Here is a 17,598-nt window from a genome sequence, read left to right on the forward strand (position 1 = left end):
GAGATAAGGTGACACAGATCGCCAGTTTCTGGTGATGTAGCTCATAAATTTTTGATAATCATGGTGTTAATATCGTATTGACATAATTCTTTTCACCTTTTTAGTTTACTAGTATGGGATACAGAGCTTTTACGGCCGTTGCAACGCTGCTTTTACTGGCCTCGTGCGAAAAAATTAGATATTTTTCAAATGTGAATGTCGACATGCCTTATTCAAAGGAGTTTGTGTCACCCGCATTTGATAGTGGTTTTCATGTTCCTGTAGAAGGGATGTCCTATTCTTTACCAATTCTGGCAGTAGCTACCGGCTCATTGGCTTCGATAAATAAAATGGGGTTGGACACCGGCCAGGTGATAGCTATTAAGTTGAGGTCCTTTTCTCAGAAGGTCTCTAGCGGGCACCATTGTAACTTCGACTTTGTCGATAGCCTGCAGGTTTACATATCCGCTGTCGGTCTGCCGGAAATACTCATGACCGACCAAAATAGTATTCCCAATGATGCGGATAGCATCTCCTTTCATTGTTCCGAGCAAAACCTCAAAGATTACCTTTTAAAGGATACAGTCTACCTGCGACTTCAGGGTCATTTCAATGGTGTGCCTGAGCCCGCTACATTTAAAACTAACTTTAAATTTGGCACTACTGCCCGACTTTTGAAGTAGTGGTTTCAATTGACAACCGTTACGGCTGATCAAGAAAAGGAGCCGTGCTGTCACGCCGGCAATTGTTTACTGTCCTATTTTCGCAACCATGAAGGTCGTTTTAAACTGGAGCTCTGGTAAGGACGCGGCACTGGCGTATTACCACCTGTTGCAAAACAGTAACTATCGTGTTGTAAAGCTATTGACAACTGTAAATCTTGAACATGGAAGGGTAGTAATGCATGGCGTACGTGAGCAGCTGCTGGATGCGCAATCCAAACAAATGAACGTTCCGGTAAAGAAGATATACCTGCCGGCGTCTCCTGATGATGTAACCTATAAGACTGCGATGCAACTGGCTTTGGAAGAGTTGCAAAAGGAAGATATAGCCATTTCCGCCTTCGGCGATATTTTTCTTGAAGACCTGAGAGCTTATAGAGAACAGCAGCTCGCTACATTAGGCATGACGGCTTTATTCCCCTTATGGAAGAAAGATACCAGGGGAATGGTGGGCGAGCTAGAAGATATAGGTATTGAAGCAATGGTTGTGTGCGTAAATGCAAAGTATCTCGACGAATCTTTCCTTGGCCGAAAGGTAGATAGGCAATTTCTTGCCGATCTACCCGCCAACGTTGATCCCTGTGGAGAGAATGGGGAGTTTCACACGTTTGTTTATAATGCACCATTCTTCGACACTCCAATAGCTGTCAGCAAAGGAGAGTCTGTATACCGAGAGTACGGCGAAGGGGAGCTTCGATCGGGATTTTATTTTCTTGATATCGATGTATAAAAAAGCCGCTCACTATGAGCGGCTTTTTTATGGTCTTAAAGCTTTTATTGAAAGGATACCCAGGCAATTTGTGCTTGTTTTTTGCGGCCTTTGCGGTCCATCATTAGGGTCGCGTAGGTATTGTTGTCCTTCATGAAATGTGAGGACTCGATATAGCAGAATTTCGATTCGTTGTCTTCTTTAGGGGCGCCAAACAGGAAGTATTTATCGAGTTTCCCGTTGTTCAGTTTGTAACAAACTGTATTAGCATCGCTGATGGCAACCACTACTTTTTTGCGTTTGGCATCTTCGCCCTTATGAAAGTTCTCCGTATAGTCGTTGAATAGGATGTACCTATTGGCGTTGGCATTAACGTAGTCGAACGACATGAATGCGTTGTTGTTTACGATCATTGGGTTTCCAACTCCTCCACGGTAAGACCAATGGCCTTTGCTCTTGTGCGAAATATACAGTGGGTCGATCAAACCATTGGCCTGTTGTACTTTGGTGATCGCATAACCATCTTGTTCCATGCCTTTTTCGTTCAGCTCCGATATGCCAATACTTCCAAGGAAGGTTTTGGCTGAAACGATTTGTCCGGTATTGGCGTTAGTAACGACTTCCTTATCGCTTTCTTCGAAAAGAACTGTAGTGCTGTGATCGTTGTTGATGACCATTTGCTGTGGCAAACCACTATAAGACTGGTTGTTTGAGGCAAAATGGCTTTGTGCGTATGAGCTTACTTTTTCATTCATCAGCGGCTTTGTTGCCACTATGTACAGAGATTCGGGATCAACGTAGCTCATCAGCGTCATATAGTAAGCTGTAGTCTTGTTGCTGAAAAACTTATTCTTGGAGGTTGTATAGGTAAGCGTAAGTAACTGTATAAGGTTAGTACCGGGATTGTATTCCATAACAGCCTTCGTATCCTTAAAGTCGTCGGTGAATTCGAGTTTTTTGTGCGTGAACTCTTTTTCGCCTTTGCCGAGCCTGGAGATGATAACACGCGAATCTTTGCCACCGTTGCCGTTAGTATTATAGCCGTATGTGCACATGAAGACACGTTTTGAGCCATCCACCGACATGCCAATGAAATTGAGGTATTTAAAACCCTGCGCGTCATAGAATGCGCGATTGAGCACTTTGTGATTACCACCTCCTTCTGCACTGTAGTGGATCACCTCAACACGTTCGCTGCTTTCGTGTGCAAATGAATTGAAGTTTACAACGGCATAGTTGTCTGATACGGGGTCTTTTTCAATGTAGAAGTCCATGGCTTCAACGCCACCATAAGCCATTGCCCATGCAGCGCCTGCTTTATAACGTGGCAGGGTGCTGATAGCATTTTCTTCCAGTACAGAGCCGGTGTTTGCATCAAGCCTGATACGGAAGAGGGTAGGCGTACGATCCAGCAACTGGTGAAGGAATATGACGGGTTGACCACCCAGTTCATACAGCCCCTCTATCATCGACGACGACATTTTCTTTGGCTCCCAGTTGTTGCTGGTGATGACCTGTTCAGAAATTACTTTTCTGTTTTTGTCGTACACGATCACTTCGATGCCTTTCTTTTTGGTAAAATGAAAAAAGAAAGTGTTTCCATTTTTCAGCTGCATTACTTTGTTCCAGCCGCTTTCGGGCTCGTCAAAAGGTGTGCTGTATTCGATCTTGTGTTGCTGCGCAACAATTGCAGAGGGGGCTGATAGCGCCAACAGGGCTGCAAGGAAGGTCTTTTTCATTATCGGTGCTTTGTATAGCAATGATAATAAATGCGTCGGGCGAATGAAAGTGCAGGAAGCTATTTTTTTACGAATTGATCATCCGTAAGTGCATGTAGAAACGCCTCAAGATCCTGTTTCTCGACTTCTGTTAAGCCGAGAGGATGAAGTAATAGCGAGTCGCGGTTGAGACCGTCAGGCATGTGCAGGACCGGGTTGTCGTAGTAGTCAATTACCTCACGCAACGTTTTGAAACTGCCATTGTGCATGTAGGGTGCGGTGATGGCCACGTTGCGCAAGCCGGGTACTTTCATTTTGCCAAGGTCGGCGGGGCTTTTTGTTACTGCGTAGCGGCCTGAGTCATTCGCATTCCTGCCATTAAACAAGCCTATAGAACGGAATTCATCGCCTGTAAAATCCGGACTGAAATGGCATTCCAGGCACTTGACCTTGGTACGAAAAACCTCGCGGCCGCGGATCTGTTGCTCGCTCATGCTGTGCGGTTCATCGTTCAGCCAACGGTCGTTAGGAGTATTACTGGTTTCCAGCGTGCGCTCAAATGCCGCCAGGGCCTGTGCCAGGTTTTGCTTATTGGGATATTGTTTAAAAACCTTATGGAACACTGACCGGTACCTGGGACTGCGGCTCAGCCGTTTCACAGCTTCGTTTGCGGGCAGGTTCATTTCCAGCGGGTTTTCGATAGGTCCAAGTGCCTGTTGTTCCAGCGTTACAGCCCTTCCATCCCAGAAAAAAGCCTCACGGGAATCCATGTTCATAGCAGACGGCGTATTACGGCCACCTATGCGCCCATGAACTCCCTGGCTGAATTGAGTTGTATCGGCAAAGGCAAACTCGGGTTTGTGGCACGAGGCACAGCTCACCGAACTGTCCTCCGACAGGATCGGATCAAAAAACAACATTTTACCCAGCGACTCTTTGGTCGGCCTGTCCGGGCCGGGCGCAAAGGCCGTGCCGGCAACTATGGCCAGGAGCAGGAGAGATAAAACGGGTGTCTTTTTCACAGCGCAAAATTAAGGTTTAGGGCTTTACGCTTCATTTAATAACTTTGCGGCCAACTTGATAAATCTAAACATTTCCATATATGGATCATCGTATTGAGAAAGATACCATGGGCGAAGTGAAAGTGCCCAAAGAAGCCTACTATGGCGCGCAAACACAACGCTCTATCGACAACTTCCGCATAGCGCAGGACATCAACAAAATGCCTAAAGAGATCATTAAGGCATTTGCCTACCTGAAAAAGGCAGCGGCTTTGACCAATGCGGAACTGGGTGTGTTGCCAAACGAGAAAGCTGAACTAATCGGTAAGGTTTGTGACGAGATACTGGAAGGTAAGCTTGATAACGAGTTTCCATTGGTAGTATGGCAAACAGGTTCTGGTACTCAGTCAAACATGAACGTGAACGAAGTGGTAGCTTATCGCGCTCACGTTGTTAATGGTGGGCAGCTGACCGACAAAGAGAAATTTGTACACCCTAACGATGACGTGAACAAATCACAGTCATCAAACGATACTTTCCCGACGGCTATGCACATCGCAGCATATAAGATGCTGATCGACGTGACCATTCCCGGCATCAAAAAGCTGCGCGATACACTTGACAAAAAGTCGAAAGAGTATATGAACGTAGTGAAGATAGGCCGTACACACTTTATGGATGCTACACCACTCACACTGGGACAAGAGATCAGTGGTTACGTGTCTCAGCTGGATCATGGTCTGCGTGCTATCAATAATACACTGGCGCACCTTAGCGAGTTGGCTTTGGGTGGTACTGCAGTAGGTACGGGCATCAACACCCCTCCAGGTTATGCTGAGAAAGTAGCGAAGAAGATCGCAGATCTGACTGGCCTGCCTTTCATCACCGCGGAAAATAAATTTGAGAGCCTTGCTGCACACGATGCTATCGTAGAAGCACACGGAGCACTGAAAACAGTTGCCGTTAGCCTGATGAAGATCGCAAACGACATCCGTATGCTGAGCTCGGGCCCGCGCAGCGGTATCGGTGAGCTGTTTATTCCAGACAACGAGCCGGGTTCATCAATCATGCCAGGTAAAGTAAACCCAACGCAGTGCGAGGCGCTTACTATGATAGCGGCGCAGGTTATGGGTAACGATGTTGCCATCAACATCGGTGGTGCTACAGGTCATTTTGAGCTGAACGTGTTCAAGCCGGTGATGATCTACAACTTCCTGCACAGTGCACGTTTGATAGGTGATGGCTGCGTGTCGTTCAACGACAAATGCGCAGTAGGTATTGAGCCAATCCAAAAAAACATAGATCAGCACCTGCACAATTCACTGATGCTGGTAACTTCTTTAAATACAAAAATAGGTTACTACAAGGCTGCTGAAATTGCACAGACGGCACACAAACAAGGCAAGACCCTGAAACAAACAGCTATTGACCTGGGTTATGTGACTTCTGAGCAATTTGACGAATGGGTTGACCCAGCAACAATGGTGGGTGAACTGCCAAAGAATTAGTATTACTTTCAAATGATGTTTTACAAAGCACTCTATTAAGGGTGCTTTGTATTTTTACTTCAAATGCGCCTATGCTGTCACGCTATTTAAATATTGCCATCCCTATACTTCTTTTCGCGTTGATCGCCTTTAATATCAAGGCCTTTCCTATCTATGATTATGACAATTGGTGTTGGACTGTTTGGGCCTCGCATGACCTTAAGGAAGGATTGAGTAACGCTTATAATGATCCTAATAGCCCGATGCGCACCAATTACCTTCCGGTTTTTCACTACATATTGTACGTATTCGGACTTATTTGCGGCAGCGAGAAGATCATTAATGAGAATGTCCATTACATTAAATTGGCAACGTTGGCCATAGACTGGCTAGGGTTGTGGTATATCTATAAATGGATCGATAAAAAGATTGCGTTCTACTGGCTGGTCATACTGAGCCTGGTCAATATTGCTTACTCATACAATACACTCATTTGGGGACAGGTTGATGGAATAGTAGCAACATTTGCATTCATATCTACATATTATGGTTTCCATAGAAAAACAGCTTTGTCTGCGCTCTTCTTTATCCTTGCACTGAATACGAAGCTACAAGCTATAATATTCTTTCCTGTGTGGGGCTTTTTCTATCTGCAGCATGCGTTGGAGCAGCGGACTCTGAAGTCATTTCTTCTGCCATTGATGGCTATGGCTGCAACCCAATTTGTTATTCTCATTCCGTTCCTTGGCACTATTGATCGCATATTGGAGGTGGCATTTAACCTTGTAGGTCAATACCCGCACGTTTCTGTAATGGCCTTTAATTATTGGCATATTGCGCTGGGCGATGGAGTATGGAACCTTCCGGATACCGGTAATTACATTGGGGGCATAACTTACAGGCAATTTGGTTTTGCAACCTTTTTTCTATGTTCATTTCTTGCGTTGCTGCCTATGTTGCGGGTATTATACACGCGTATGGTAGCCGGTATGAAAAGGCTGGAGCTAACGAGGGAACAAGTTTGGCTGATATGTGCTGTGCTTGGTCTTTGCTTTTTCTTTTTCAATACACAAATGCACGAGCGGTATAGCCACCCTGCATTCATCTTCATTGCTGCTTACGCATTTTACACAAAAAGGTTCTTGCCATACATCATATTTTCAGCTGCCTATTTTCTCAATGTCGAGAAAGTAGGAGCTGTGATGCACCTGAGTAATTACCACACGGCTATTTATAACCATGTTTTCATTGCGGCGCTCTTTGGAGTTCTGTTGCTTTATCTGTTGGTAAAGTTGTGGTTGAGTTTCAAACCAAAGCAATTACAATAAAAAAGCGCCTCAAGGCGCTTTTTTATCATTTTATCTTCTTGCATTTTTTCTTGAGCTGCTTACTGTCTATCAGGCTATTTAATTCAGCTTCGGTCATGCTGGTTCCGCAATCGTAGAGTTCGGTCAGCGGGTTTTTGTCGATGATCAGGTTATACAATTCTTCCAATGATGGGGCAGTCCCCATTGCTGCGTACTCGTCATAGGTAAGCCTGACGAACGCCGAATTTTTGCCGATGCCTCTATTGTCCAGCAGGTAGCCATCATGCAGCAGCGTTGGTTTGCTGTATTTGTCGCCTACCATTAGGTCTGATGGAGCAGGGTAGGAAACGATCGACGATTTGTCATCGGAAAGAATGACCGGGACAAAGTGATTGTAATCTGCTTTTGTTTTATAAACAAGAACTGCCGGCTGAGCGGCAGTTTTGTGTTGAGCAGTGGTTGGTGCTTTGCAGGAAGCAAGAGCCACAACCGCTGCGGCTATTATCAATCTCATCTATTATCTGTTGATCGAAATTTTTTCTGTAATAGTTCCTTGTTCTGACTGTACACGCACAAAGTACATACCGTTGCTGATAGCGCCTACCGGGATGGTAACCAGCTGGTTCCCCTCATGTGATGCCTCGTAAACTGAACGACCTTGAAGGTCTATGATGCTGATAGCAACTTTACCTGAGGTTTTAGCCAGGTCAATATTGATCTTATCAGTAGCAGGGTTTGGATAAACACTGATCATACGTGCTGCATCGCTCAGCTCTTGAACACCGGTAGTTGTACGTGTTACATCAATTTCCAGCTGGTAATCGCCCATAGCAGCTGCTGTTTGAGACGCGACGCGGAAGAGAACAGTGCCGCCTCCGTTGTAGGTGCGAACCCCCGGAACTTCTGTACCGTAATAAGCCGTCCAGTTAGCACCAGCAGGCTCTTTAATGCCGAGTTTAGCATCTACAGAATAAGTATTTCCATTGGTGCTGGATCCGGCATCCTGCAGACGGGCAGTCATTGTGTAATTGTCACCAATTGGCAAAAAGATCGCGTAGTAGTCGTTATCGTTTGTGATGTGGAAGTTAGAACCAGTGGTAACGATTTTGGCGGTATTTCCGTTGAATGATACAGGCAGGCTGTAGTATGCAGTCTCGAAATTATTCATTTCGTACTGATCAGGTGTTGCAAAAGCGCTTGCAGGTGGTTTAATACCAATAATGGCATGTTGAGTATTATTAAAACCGCCAGACCCGCCACCTGCGCCCAGAGCTGGTGGGTTCATAGCATCCACCGAGAAGTAACCGTCAGAAGATCCGCCCCAGCCCCAGTTGATGTGGAAGTAGTCGTTTTTATCGTAACCATCAGCCACCCATGCGTGTCCGCCTGCCGATCCGAAGCCTGCATATAATACAGGACGAGCCTCATTTAATTCATTCTTCAAAGTCGATATCCAGCTAGCAGTACCGTTGCGGTAAATGCCAGAAAGATTTGGGTCATAGCCAAAATAAGTGCGAAGTGCGCTTTCTGCGCTTTGGGAGCTCATAGCGTCGATAACAACTGCACCAGAGCCCTCAGGACCATAATTCATATTAACGGCTACACCGGCCTGGTAGGTTAGGGTTGCTACCGCGTTGTTCGACGAGCCGATTGTGTTAGGCATTGAATTCCACGAATAAGTGGTAGCGCCGAAGTCTGCACTCTGTGTACCATAATCAGGGTGATTGTAAGAATGCATGCCCGAGCCATGCGCTGGCCAGTTCCAATATTTCATGATCTGTGTCATGGCCGTAGCCACGCAACCAGAAGGCACGAGTTTATTTTCCGTGGCATCAAACGGGCACAGCTCATTATAATATGGATTTTGGTTCCACGTAGTAGTCAGCAATCTTGGCACAGTAGTGAATGCTGTTGTCTTATTGCCTGTAGTAGGATCTTCGCCGGAAACAAGTGCAGCCCATTTTTCAGAGATCTCTGCTGTTGCGGGGAAATTCTTTTCAATAACGAATGCGATCTCACTTGCATAATTGGCAAGCCAGGTCTTAGTTGCGTCGGGAATATTTGTGGGATCAAATCCGCCATCGTTTGAGTAAGCAAATACAGGCACAACCTGGTCGTCTGCGCTTACCATAACAAATCCTGTACGATTAAGGTTGAAAACATAGAAGTATTTCACCTTGCCATCAGCTGAAGCAGAGGTGTGCACCAGCTCCAGTTGTCCTGCATTGCTCAAGCCTTGTACTGATTCACCACGAAGGAAGTTATATCCAACTTTTTTGGCAGTCAGCTCATCAACCGGTTTTGCAAAGCCATTTAAGGCACATGCTGTCAACAACGAGAATAAAAGAATTTTCCTCATGATCTGTTTTATGTGAGAATATTATTGTGTCGGAAGAATGCAATATATTGATAATGTGGCTAAAATGATCACGGAAATGTCATGTTTTTTTCAACAATAACAATTGGTTACATATTTGTAGACAAAGCCGGATTTTTTGTCGACAAACGGAAGATATGTTGATTTTCAGCCTTTAATGAAGGTCAGACTGCTTTTAACATGCGCAGATTGCCGTGCATATCTTTTTTTATGGTCGCTTTATAGCCGTATTCTTCGAACAAGCGCTGGGTCGCTTCTGCATAGTCTACATGCAGTTCGCAATAGATAGTGCCGCCAGTCTTTAAATGAGTTTTGCCAAAGGCAGCGATCTCCCTGTAAAATAGTTGTGCGTCATTGCCCGGTACGAAGAGGGCCAGCTCGGGTTCAAAGTCGCGTACGTTTGTGTGCAGAGTCTCCCGTTCGGTAACCGGGATATAGGGAGGATTGGATACAATTACATCATAGCTGCCTAGTTGCTGCCAATGTTCAGATTGAAGAAAATCCAGCTGAATAAAATTGACTTCGGCGCCTAGTTGTTGCACATTTTCTTGCGCCACTTGTAAAGCATATTCACTGATATCGCAGCTGGTAATGTTTGCATCCCGGAGGGTCAATTTTAATGAAATGGGGATGCAGCCACTCCCTGTGCCAATGTCGAGCAAGGTGATGTTTTGTTCTTTGATATCGTCAACTATCCACTGCACTAGCTCTTCCGTTTCGGGACGTGGAATGAGCACGTGCTCATTCACGTTGAATTCCCTGCCCATAAACCAGGCATGTCCGAGAACGTACTGCATGGGTCTGCCGGTCTTAAGCTCAGACAACATTTTTGCAAGCTGATCATCCTGCGTGGCGGATAGTTGTTTTTCCTTTTCCACCAGTCGTTGCAGCTTGTCCATCCCTGTAAGGTGAAACATCACCTCGTGGGCTATAGCTGCAGCCTCCTGCGCGCCGTAAAGAGGTTGCAGTTCGTTCCTTAATTGGTAAAAAGCGTCGTTAAGGTTGGGCACGGGGTAAAGATAAACTCTTCGTCTTTATAGGCTTTATTTACTTTTGTTTCTATGGCAGGGCATGAGGTTTACATGCGCCGGTGCTTCGAACTGGCGCAATTGGCGAAAGGTTATACACTGGATAACCCAATGGTAGGTGCCGTGCTGGTGCACAACGGTCGTATCATAGGTGAAGGCTACCATCGCGAGTATGGTAAGGCGCACGCGGAGGTCAATTGTCTTGAATCTGTTGCCGATGCAGACCACCACCTGATTCCTGAAAGTACAATGTACGTCAATCTGGAACCTTGCGCGCACCACGGTAAAACACCGCCGTGTGCATCCCGGCTGGTGAAGGAAAGGGTAAAAGAAGTAATTGTTTGCAACATAGACCCATTTGAAAAAGTAGAGGGTAGGGGCATGGAGATACTGCATGAGGCCAACATAGCCACGCAAACTGGTGTGCTGGAAAAGGAAGGCTGGTGGTTGAACCGCAGATTCTTTTGTTTCCACCGGCACCAGCGGCCCTATATCATCCTGAAATGGGCGCAAACAGAGTCAGGCTTTTTTGCACCTGCCGATCGTTCCCGGTTCCAGATAAGCAATGAACACAGCAAGCAATTGCTGCACAAATGGCGCACCGAAGAGGCTGCCATTATGGTTGGCTATAATACGGCATTGAACGATGATCCTCAGCTAACCTCGCGACTATGGCCGGGAAAACAGCCTTTGCGTATTGTACTGGATGAACGGCTGCAATTGCCGGGTACGCTCAAGTTGTTCAACAATGAAGCTTCTACATGGGTCATCAATGGTCAAAAAGATGATGACCGGGGAAATATTCGGTTTATGCAGATGCCTTTTAATAACCTGTTACCCGGGCTAATGAACAAACTGCATCAGGCGCGTATGCTGTCATTGATAGTAGAAGGTGGCGCGCATTTGATACAGTCTTTTATTGACGCAGGCCTATGGGATCAAGCCAGGATATTCAGCGCCGGTGCTGACCTGCCAAACGGCATTGCTGCACCACTATTGCCAAACGCAACAAAAGCCTTTGAAACGCCTTTGGGTTTTGATACCCTGCACGTATACGTTAATAACGATAGTTCATTTCCTTATGCGGCTGGCATGAGTTTGTAAAACGTTTTTGCATGTTCTACCTGCTGGCATCCATTGTCCTCAATACCATACTCTTTGTCCTTTTTAAGTTCTACTCCAGGTTTGGTATTGATAACCTGCAGGCCATAGTCGCCAACTATTGGACCTGTGTGGTTACAGGTTGCCTGGTGCTCGGTGATTTCCCGGTTTCGGTTGCAAGTGTAGACGAAAGCTGGTTGCCCTGGGCCTTACTAATGGGCAGTATGTTTTTCAGTGTATTTAATCTGATCGCCTATTGCACAGTGAAGGAGGGGATTACCACCACAACGGTTGCCAATAAGCTTTCGTTAGTAATACCCGTGATATTCGCACCCTTTCTATATGGAGAGACGTTAGGGGCCATCAAGATCGCGGGAATACTCGTTGCATTTCCGGCTGTATACTTGACCACTAAAGTGGAAGACCATGGCCGAAAGACGCAAGAGCTGTTGTGGCCGATACTTATTTTTGTAGGTAGTGGCTTACTCGATACCATGGTAAAATATGTGCAGGCCTTTCATGTGAAAAGCGATGCTGAGCTGGTATCGTTCACTATACACACATTTGTGGTTGCCGGTACTGCCGGGTTGATAACTGTTATCGTCCAACTATTACGCGGCAAGATCAGGCTGCACTGGAAAAACCTGCTGGCAGGTATCGTGTTGGGTATCCCTAATTATTTCTCAATTTATTGCCTGTTGCATTTTCTCAAATCAGGTATTATGCATAGCTCCGCGGCCATACCGGTCAACAATATCGGGATAGTATTACTATCAGCATTAATTGCCATCCTTTTCTTCAGCGAAAAGGTGACTAAACTGCGCGTTGTAGGACTCATCTTGTCTATTCTAGCTATCTTGCTCATCGCTTTAGGCGATTTGAATGGAACAGGAGTTTAAATACAGGACGATAGCAGCCTCTACTACGGCTGAATTCAAAGACAGGGGTAGCAAATTTCTTGCTTATGCCTATGCCGTTTCTACTACCGCAGATATAAAAGAAAAACTACAACGGTTAAAGAAGGAGCACCCCAAGGCAGTGCATCATTGTTATGCCTACCGGTTAGGAACCAACGGCATGCAGTATCGCGCTAATGATGATGGCGAGCCATCCGGCAGCGCGGGTAAACCGATATTGGGACAGATAGATAGTGCAGGCCTTACAAATGTATTGGTGGTGGTAGTTCGGTATTTCGGGGGCACACTACTCGGCGTTCCCGGCCTTATTAACGCATATAAAACTTCTACAGCTGATGCACTGTCTGCTGCTCCGGTCACGGAGAAATGGATAGAGGAAAAATTTGAGATCCATTTCGATTACCCAGTGATGGGGGAGGTCCTCTACCTCCTCAAGCAGGCCGAGGCAACGGTTTACCAACAGGAGCTGCAGCTTTTCTGTATTGTTAAAACCGGCATACCGCGCAGGCACACTGCCGATTATGTGCAAAGACTTTCGGAAATTCGCGGTGTAACTGTGAAGTCAATAAAGGAAGAAGTTTAATTTGTCTCTCCCCGAAAAAAATACTGCGTTAATCAAACAGGAAGCTGCCAGACTCGGCTTTATGTCGTGCGGCATTGCGATGGCTCGCCCATTAGATGACGATGCGCGCAGGCTCGAGCAATGGTTGAAAAACGGCTACCAGGGCTCTATGCAGTATATGGAGCGGTATTTCGACCTGCGTGTTGATCCAGCAAAGCTGGTACCTGGCGCACGGTCGGTCATTACGTTATTGTTCAATTACTATCCTTCAGAGACACAATCGCCCGCCGCGCCGAAGATCGCCAAATACGCCTGGGGGACTGACTATCACTATGTGATCAAAGACAAACTGCACGAATTCCTGGCATTCATAAAAGAAAATATTGGCGATGTAGATGGCCGGGGCTTTGTTGACAGCGCACCGGTGCTGGAGCGCAGCTGGGCAGTGAACAGCGGTCTTGGCTGGGTAGGGAAGAACGGTAACCTGTTGACCAGGAATAACGGCTCATTCTTTTTTATAGCTACCCTGATCACAGACTTGGACCTGACGCCTGATGCACCATTTGCAACAGACCATTGCGGAACCTGTACTCGTTGCATGGATGCTTGCCCCACACAGGCTATTGTTTCTCCGTCAGAGGTAGATGGCAGTAAGTGTATCTCTTACTTTACCATTGAGTTGAAAGATGAGCTGATACCCGACGAGTTCAAAAGCAAGATGAATGGCTGGATGTTTGGTTGCGACGTATGCCAGGATGTATGCCCGTGGAATCGTTTTGCGCAGCCTCATCATGAAACGCTGTTCAAACCTATCCCGGAAGTGCTCAATCTTACAGTAGGCGATTGGGAGGCTATGACAGAAGACGTGTTCAGGAAGACATTCAAGTCATCGCCGATGAGCCGGCCTAAATGGAAAGGTATTCAGCGGAACCTAAAAGCCATTAAACAGTAGTTATTTGTTCTTACCTTCCAGCATCGGCACGAAGATGAAATCGCCGAGCACTTCTTCTTGTACACTGCCGTCAGGTTTCTTGGTCAGACGCATCATCTTTTGTCCTGAATCATCGCCTACTGGCACTACCATGATACCGCCGGGTTTCAATTGTTCCACCAGTTTCGGTGGTATGAATGGAGCTGCTGCAGTAATGATCACCTTATCGAAAGGAGCAAACGAAGGAAGACCTTCATAGCCGTCGCCGTAAAACCGTTTGATGTTGGGATAGTTCTTCAGGAAAAAAAACTGGCCGACGAAATCGTACAGAGCTTTCTGGCGTTCGATGGTATACACCATAGAGCCTAGCTCTGCCAGTACGCAAGCCTGGTAGGCACTGCCGGTACCGATCTCGAGTATCTTGTCGAACTTCTTTATTTCGAGCAGCTGTGTCTGGTAAGCAACCGTGTAGGGTTGCGAAATGGTTTGATTAGCAGCAATAGGAAACGCGCGGTCTTCGTAAGCTATACGCTCAAAAGCAGGATCGAGAAAGAAATGGCGCGGAATGGATTCGATGGCTGCAAGAACACGCTCATCTCTAATTCCTTTATCGCGTAGTACTTGTACCAGTTGCTTCCGTAGTCCTTTGTGCAGGTAATTATCTTCTCTCGGTTTGCTATGCAGCATGGTGCAAAGTTAGCTTACCCGATATTGAAATAAAACTTGTGCCTTTGAATTGTGCGACAGTGCCTGGCTATTTGAAGTTCATCGCTATACCGAAACCGATACCGTTGTTTTGCAATATTGGCTTCATTTGCAGCGAGATGTCGCGCGAGATGTCGAAGTTGCGCAGGTGCGCTGAAGCGACCGCATCCATGATATGGAGCGCATAACCTACCGCTGTCAGCAGTATAGCAACGTCAGCATCTTTCCGGTAATCGTTTTGAATGTCTTTAAGTTGCTCATCGGTGTACCGCAGCGTTTCTGGGGTAAACGTAGAAGCGTCACCGTCAGTTTTGTAGATATAAGCCCTGCGAAATTTCTGGTAGTTGTCCAGGTTGTAGTGGATCATATAAGCACCAGCGCCCAGGGCACCGTATACGATCGGCAATTTCCAATATTGCCGGTTATAGATCTGTCCTCCTCCCGGAAATATAGCAGAGTACAATCCTGCCCGCTTGGGCTTCGGCTCCCACGGTTGTCGCGGCTTGATGGTCACCTTCACCGTATCTGCGATCATGTTGATACTATCGGCTTCCTGGCGTGCAACTGGCGGAATAGGGTGATTGAGCGAACTATCCGGCACTATTTGCGCATAACCCTCCCGAATGCCGAACAGCACAAGGAGAATAGAGAGAAAACAAATATGGCCAAAGCGTTGCAAGTCTTGATCTTTAGTGGCGCAAAGGTAAAAAAAAAAGTCCCGCCGAAGCGGGACTCATTATTGTCAGGCCTAAGCTTATTTCATGCCTGTACCCATATTCACTCTTACTTGTTGTTTGGTGAGATCGTTAACGATGTTCACCGTCTCGGCCAGGTAGATATCTTTTTGCAGGTTTTTTATCCACTCCTGATTCTTTTTCACATTGGTAGAATCCATATTTATCCTCGCCATATCCTCTTTAGGGTTGGTGATCGTCAGCGGCGAAGCTTTCTTTTCCAGCTCCTCCATTTTCTTCGAAGTGGCGTTTGCATCGTCCAGCTCTTTGCGGTAGTTAGCTTCGTTCAGCGAATAAGACTTGTCGTCTTCCTGTTTTTTCAGTCTCAGGGCGTTCTCCTCTATCAGAGAGAAGGTTGCATTTGAAGACACACGCTTTTTGCTGTCCATTGCCAGTGAATTAGCGTTAACTGCATTCTTCACCGGATGGTATGCTGCTGCTGGTATTTCATCCCATTTCAGCGATGCTTTGTCCTTGCGTTCACCCATCTCAATGTATTTGTATGGATCAGGGAAAACGATATCAGGAGTTACACCCCTTTGTTGGGTGGAGCCACCATTCACGCGATAGAATTTCTGAACAGTAAGCTTCAGTGAGCCTATCGGGTTAGACGGAGAGTATACACCTTTGTTAGCAACGCTTTCAGACCAGCTTAAAACTTCATCAAGCGACATCACTTTTTGTACCGTACCCTTACCGAATGTAGTAGTACCTACGATCACCGCACGTTTGTAGTCTTGCAATACTGCCGCCATGATCTCAGATGCTGATGCACTTTGCTGGTTCACCATTACAGCCAGCGGACCATCATACAATGTTCCTTTTTGAGCATCGCGCAGCATCATAGGTGTAGAATTGCTGCTCTTTACCTGTACTACCGGACCTTCATCTATAAACAGTCCTGCCATGTCAACCACGTCGCTTAGAGAGCCACCGCCATTGTAACGAAGGTCCAGGATGATACCGGTAACGCCTGCATTTTTCAGTTTCTGTACTTCGATCGCAACGTCCTCGGCACTGCGACGTCCGCCTATCTTATTAAAGTCGGCATAGAACTCAGGCAGGTAGATATAACCTACAGGTCCTGTCTTGCTGTTGATGATAGCTGATTTAGCGAATACTTCTTCCATCAATACATCACCACGTATGATAGGTATCACTTGCTGTGCGCCGTTTACTTTTTTAACCGTCAGACGTACTTCAGTACCTTTTTTACCACGTATTTTCTTTACCACGTCGTCGATATCCCAACCCTGGATGTCTTCTGGTTGATCGGCGCCCTGGGCTACTTTCAATATTTCGTCGCCAGCTTTCAGTTGGCCCTGTTTCCAGCTTGGGCTACCAGGTATTATCGATACTATTTTGATCTTACCGTCTTCGTTACCCAGTTGCGCACCAATACCAGAGAAGCTACCAGACATGCCTTCGTCGAAAGCTTGTTTCTCACGTGGAGGCATGTAGTCTGTATGTGGATCTTCTGCACCTGTAATGCTATTCACATAAAACGTGAAGCGGTCATCGTCTTTCATTTTGCGCAGGCGTTTGAATGTAAACTCCTGGCTTTTGCGAACTGCAGTACGTGCGTCTTCTTCCAGCTGTGCATCAGTCTTTGCTACGAAGTTGGCACTGTCTTTCTTCTTTTCCTGGTCTTTCTTAAGGTCTACATACTTTGCGAGCGTGTTAAACTTAAGGTACTTGCGCCAGTATTCTTTCAGTTCTGCATCATCTTTTGCAAACGGCATGTCTTCGCCGTTCTTCACAAACTGTTCGTCGGCAGTAAAAGTGAAAGGCTTTGCAAGAATGTCTTTATAAATAGCCTCAGTCTTATCGAGGCTGTTTACAAACAGCTCATTGAACTTGTTGAAAAATTCAACAGAACCATCGTTGATCTCGTCGTCGATCTTGTACTTGTAAGCTTGCAGGATATTTACATCCGCCTGAGTAAAAAATTTCTTGTCGTAGTCCCAGGCCAGTACCTTATCGTATACTTGCTTTGAAAGGGAGTCGTCAATGTTTTTTGGTGAATAGTGGCTATCATGGATAGCCTTAACCACGGTCTTCAGCACTAATGACCTTCTCGCGTCCACATTCTCGTTAGTATCAGCATTGGTATATGTGAAAGAGAAAAATGTTGCTAAGGCTCCTGCTATTAAAAGTGGTATTAGGATCTTGTTCTTCATGAATCTTAACATAGTTCTAATCGGTTAAAGTTGACTCTAGCAAATGTATAATAAACGGAGTTAATAAAACGCTAATCCCTATATAGGAAAAGGTTAATGCCAAGGGGATTTTTTGCCGTAAATTTGCAGCTCATCTTTAG

General features: G+C 46.0%; 16 protein-coding genes. 8 read left to right on the forward strand and 8 right to left on the reverse strand.

All coding sequences use genetic code 11. The features are described 5' to 3' along the window. The first annotated feature begins 113 nt into the window (after window positions 1-113). Together P2W83_RS11505 and P2W83_RS11510 are read left to right on the forward strand one after the other, a co-directional pair. Complete coding sequence (locus tag P2W83_RS11505; RefSeq protein WP_276133883.1) at window positions 114-662, forward strand: glycosyltransferase family protein; 549 nt, start codon at window positions 114-116, stop codon at window positions 660-662. Window positions 663-750: 88 nt separating this feature from the next. After that, a complete protein-coding gene (locus tag P2W83_RS11510; RefSeq protein ID WP_276133884.1) occupies window positions 751-1,431 on the forward strand; it encodes a Dph6-related ATP pyrophosphatase in 681 nt (226 codons plus the stop codon). 44 nt (window positions 1,432-1,475) lie between these two features. Here the strand turns inward: P2W83_RS11510 and P2W83_RS11515 are convergent, their stop codons facing one another. Continuing rightward, the gene (locus P2W83_RS11515; RefSeq protein WP_276133885.1) at window positions 1,476-3,149 is read right to left on the reverse strand and encodes a hypothetical protein; all 1,674 of its coding nucleotides are present in this window, start codon (window positions 3,147-3,149) and stop codon (window positions 1,476-1,478) included. Between the two features lie 59 nt (window positions 3,150-3,208). Continuing rightward, window positions 3,209-4,150, reverse strand: a complete 942-nt coding sequence (locus P2W83_RS11520) for a cytochrome-c peroxidase (RefSeq protein WP_276133886.1) — start codon at window positions 4,148-4,150, stop codon at window positions 3,209-3,211. An 80-nt stretch (window positions 4,151-4,230) separates the two neighbouring features. Here P2W83_RS11520 and fumC point away from each other — a divergent pair, with 80 nt between their 5' ends. Together fumC and P2W83_RS11530 are read left to right on the forward strand one after the other, a co-directional pair. Continuing rightward, window positions 4,231-5,637, forward strand: a complete 1,407-nt coding sequence (gene fumC, locus P2W83_RS11525) for a class II fumarate hydratase (RefSeq protein ID WP_276133887.1) — start codon at window positions 4,231-4,233, stop codon at window positions 5,635-5,637. 71 nt (window positions 5,638-5,708) lie between these two features. Then, window positions 5,709-6,944 carry a hypothetical protein gene (locus P2W83_RS11530; RefSeq protein WP_276133888.1) on the forward strand — a complete coding sequence of 412 codons (1,236 nt, stop codon included), beginning with the start codon at window positions 5,709-5,711 and terminating at the stop codon, window positions 6,942-6,944. Window positions 6,945-6,969: 25 nt separating this feature from the next. Here P2W83_RS11530 and P2W83_RS11535 read toward each other — a convergent pair whose 3' ends face one another. The 3 genes from P2W83_RS11535 to prmC all read right to left on the reverse strand — a co-directional run bounded on the left by P2W83_RS11535 (window position 6,970) and on the right by prmC (window position 10,310). Further along, window positions 6,970-7,437 carry a hypothetical protein gene (locus P2W83_RS11535; protein WP_276133889.1) on the reverse strand — a complete coding sequence of 156 codons (468 nt, stop codon included), beginning with the start codon at window positions 7,435-7,437 and terminating at the stop codon, window positions 6,970-6,972. A gap of 3 nt (window positions 7,438-7,440) precedes the next feature. Beyond that, on the reverse strand, window positions 7,441-9,282 hold the full coding sequence (locus P2W83_RS11540) for a T9SS type A sorting domain-containing protein (protein ID WP_276133890.1): 1,842 nt from the start codon (window positions 9,280-9,282) through the stop codon (window positions 7,441-7,443). Between the two features lie 182 nt (window positions 9,283-9,464). Then, window positions 9,465-10,310, reverse strand: coding sequence for a peptide chain release factor N(5)-glutamine methyltransferase (prmC, locus tag P2W83_RS11545; RefSeq protein WP_276133891.1), 846 nt, complete (start codon window positions 10,308-10,310; stop codon window positions 9,465-9,467). Window positions 10,311-10,361: 51 nt separating this feature from the next. On the opposite strand from prmC, the gene ribD reads away from it, so the two are divergent. From ribD to queG, 4 genes are read left to right on the forward strand one after another with little or no spacing between them, the layout of a single operon-like run. After that, a complete protein-coding gene (gene ribD / locus P2W83_RS11550) occupies window positions 10,362-11,432 on the forward strand; it encodes a bifunctional diaminohydroxyphosphoribosylaminopyrimidine deaminase/5-amino-6-(5-phosphoribosylamino)uracil reductase RibD (protein ID WP_276133892.1) in 1,071 nt (356 codons plus the stop codon). An 11-nt stretch (window positions 11,433-11,443) separates the two neighbouring features. Continuing rightward, window positions 11,444-12,328 carry a hypothetical protein gene (locus P2W83_RS11555; RefSeq protein ID WP_276133893.1) on the forward strand — a complete coding sequence of 295 codons (885 nt, stop codon included), beginning with the start codon at window positions 11,444-11,446 and terminating at the stop codon, window positions 12,326-12,328. Then, window positions 12,312-12,929, forward strand: a complete 618-nt coding sequence (locus P2W83_RS11560; protein WP_276133894.1) for an IMPACT family protein — start codon at window positions 12,312-12,314, stop codon at window positions 12,927-12,929. Before P2W83_RS11555 ends, P2W83_RS11560 begins: the two co-directional genes overlap by 17 nt. 1 nt (window position 12,930) lies before the next feature. Beyond that, window positions 12,931-13,860, forward strand: a complete 930-nt coding sequence (gene queG, locus P2W83_RS11565; RefSeq protein WP_276133895.1) for a tRNA epoxyqueuosine(34) reductase QueG — start codon at window positions 12,931-12,933, stop codon at window positions 13,858-13,860. On the opposite strand, the gene P2W83_RS11570 is transcribed toward queG, so the two are convergent. The 3 genes from P2W83_RS11570 to P2W83_RS11580 all read right to left on the reverse strand — a co-directional run bounded on the left by P2W83_RS11570 (window position 13,861) and on the right by P2W83_RS11580 (window position 17,458). Further along, window positions 13,861-14,526 carry a protein-L-isoaspartate(D-aspartate) O-methyltransferase gene (locus P2W83_RS11570; RefSeq protein ID WP_276133896.1) on the reverse strand — a complete coding sequence of 222 codons (666 nt, stop codon included), beginning with the start codon at window positions 14,524-14,526 and terminating at the stop codon, window positions 13,861-13,863. 67 nt (window positions 14,527-14,593) lie between these two features. Next, window positions 14,594-15,223, reverse strand: coding sequence for a DUF5683 domain-containing protein (locus P2W83_RS11575; protein ID WP_276133897.1), 630 nt, complete (start codon window positions 15,221-15,223; stop codon window positions 14,594-14,596). Between the two features lie 75 nt (window positions 15,224-15,298). Beyond that, complete coding sequence (locus P2W83_RS11580) at window positions 15,299-17,458, reverse strand: carboxy terminal-processing peptidase (protein ID WP_276133898.1); 2,160 nt, start codon at window positions 17,456-17,458, stop codon at window positions 15,299-15,301. Window positions 17,459-17,598 lie beyond the last annotated feature (140 nt).

The organism is Polluticoccus soli (genome assembly GCF_029269745.1).
In the GTDB taxonomy this organism is placed as follows: domain Bacteria; phylum Bacteroidota; class Bacteroidia; order Chitinophagales; family Chitinophagaceae; genus Polluticoccus; species Polluticoccus soli.

What these genes read in the sequence shown, in the direction of transcription:
- P2W83_RS11505 (WP_276133883.1), top strand. Translation starts at nt 114, where the DNA reads ATGGGATACAGAGCTTTTACGGCCGTTGCAACGCTGCTTTTACTGGCC.
- P2W83_RS11510 (WP_276133884.1), top strand. Translation starts at nt 751, where the DNA reads ATGAAGGTCGTTTTAAACTGGAGCTCTGGTAAGGACGCGGCACTGGCG.
- P2W83_RS11515 (WP_276133885.1), bottom strand. Translation starts at nt 3,149, where the DNA reads ATGAAAAAGACCTTCCTTGCAGCCCTGTTGGCGCTATCAGCCCCCTCT.
- fumC (WP_276133887.1), top strand. Translation starts at nt 4,231, where the DNA reads ATGGATCATCGTATTGAGAAAGATACCATGGGCGAAGTGAAAGTGCCC.
- P2W83_RS11530 (WP_276133888.1), top strand. Translation starts at nt 5,709, where the DNA reads ATGCTGTCACGCTATTTAAATATTGCCATCCCTATACTTCTTTTCGCG.
- P2W83_RS11535 (WP_276133889.1), bottom strand. Translation starts at nt 7,437, where the DNA reads ATGAGATTGATAATAGCCGCAGCGGTTGTGGCTCTTGCTTCCTGCAAA.
- P2W83_RS11540 (WP_276133890.1), bottom strand. Translation starts at nt 9,282, where the DNA reads ATGAGGAAAATTCTTTTATTCTCGTTGTTGACAGCATGTGCCTTAAAT.
- ribD (WP_276133892.1), top strand. Translation starts at nt 10,362, where the DNA reads ATGGCAGGGCATGAGGTTTACATGCGCCGGTGCTTCGAACTGGCGCAA.
- P2W83_RS11555 (WP_276133893.1), top strand. Translation starts at nt 11,444, where the DNA reads ATGTTCTACCTGCTGGCATCCATTGTCCTCAATACCATACTCTTTGTC.
- P2W83_RS11560 (WP_276133894.1), top strand. Translation starts at nt 12,312, where the DNA reads ATGGAACAGGAGTTTAAATACAGGACGATAGCAGCCTCTACTACGGCT.
- P2W83_RS11570 (WP_276133896.1), bottom strand. Translation starts at nt 14,526, where the DNA reads ATGCTGCATAGCAAACCGAGAGAAGATAATTACCTGCACAAAGGACTA.
- P2W83_RS11580 (WP_276133898.1), bottom strand. Translation starts at nt 17,458, where the DNA reads ATGAAGAACAAGATCCTAATACCACTTTTAATAGCAGGAGCCTTAGCA.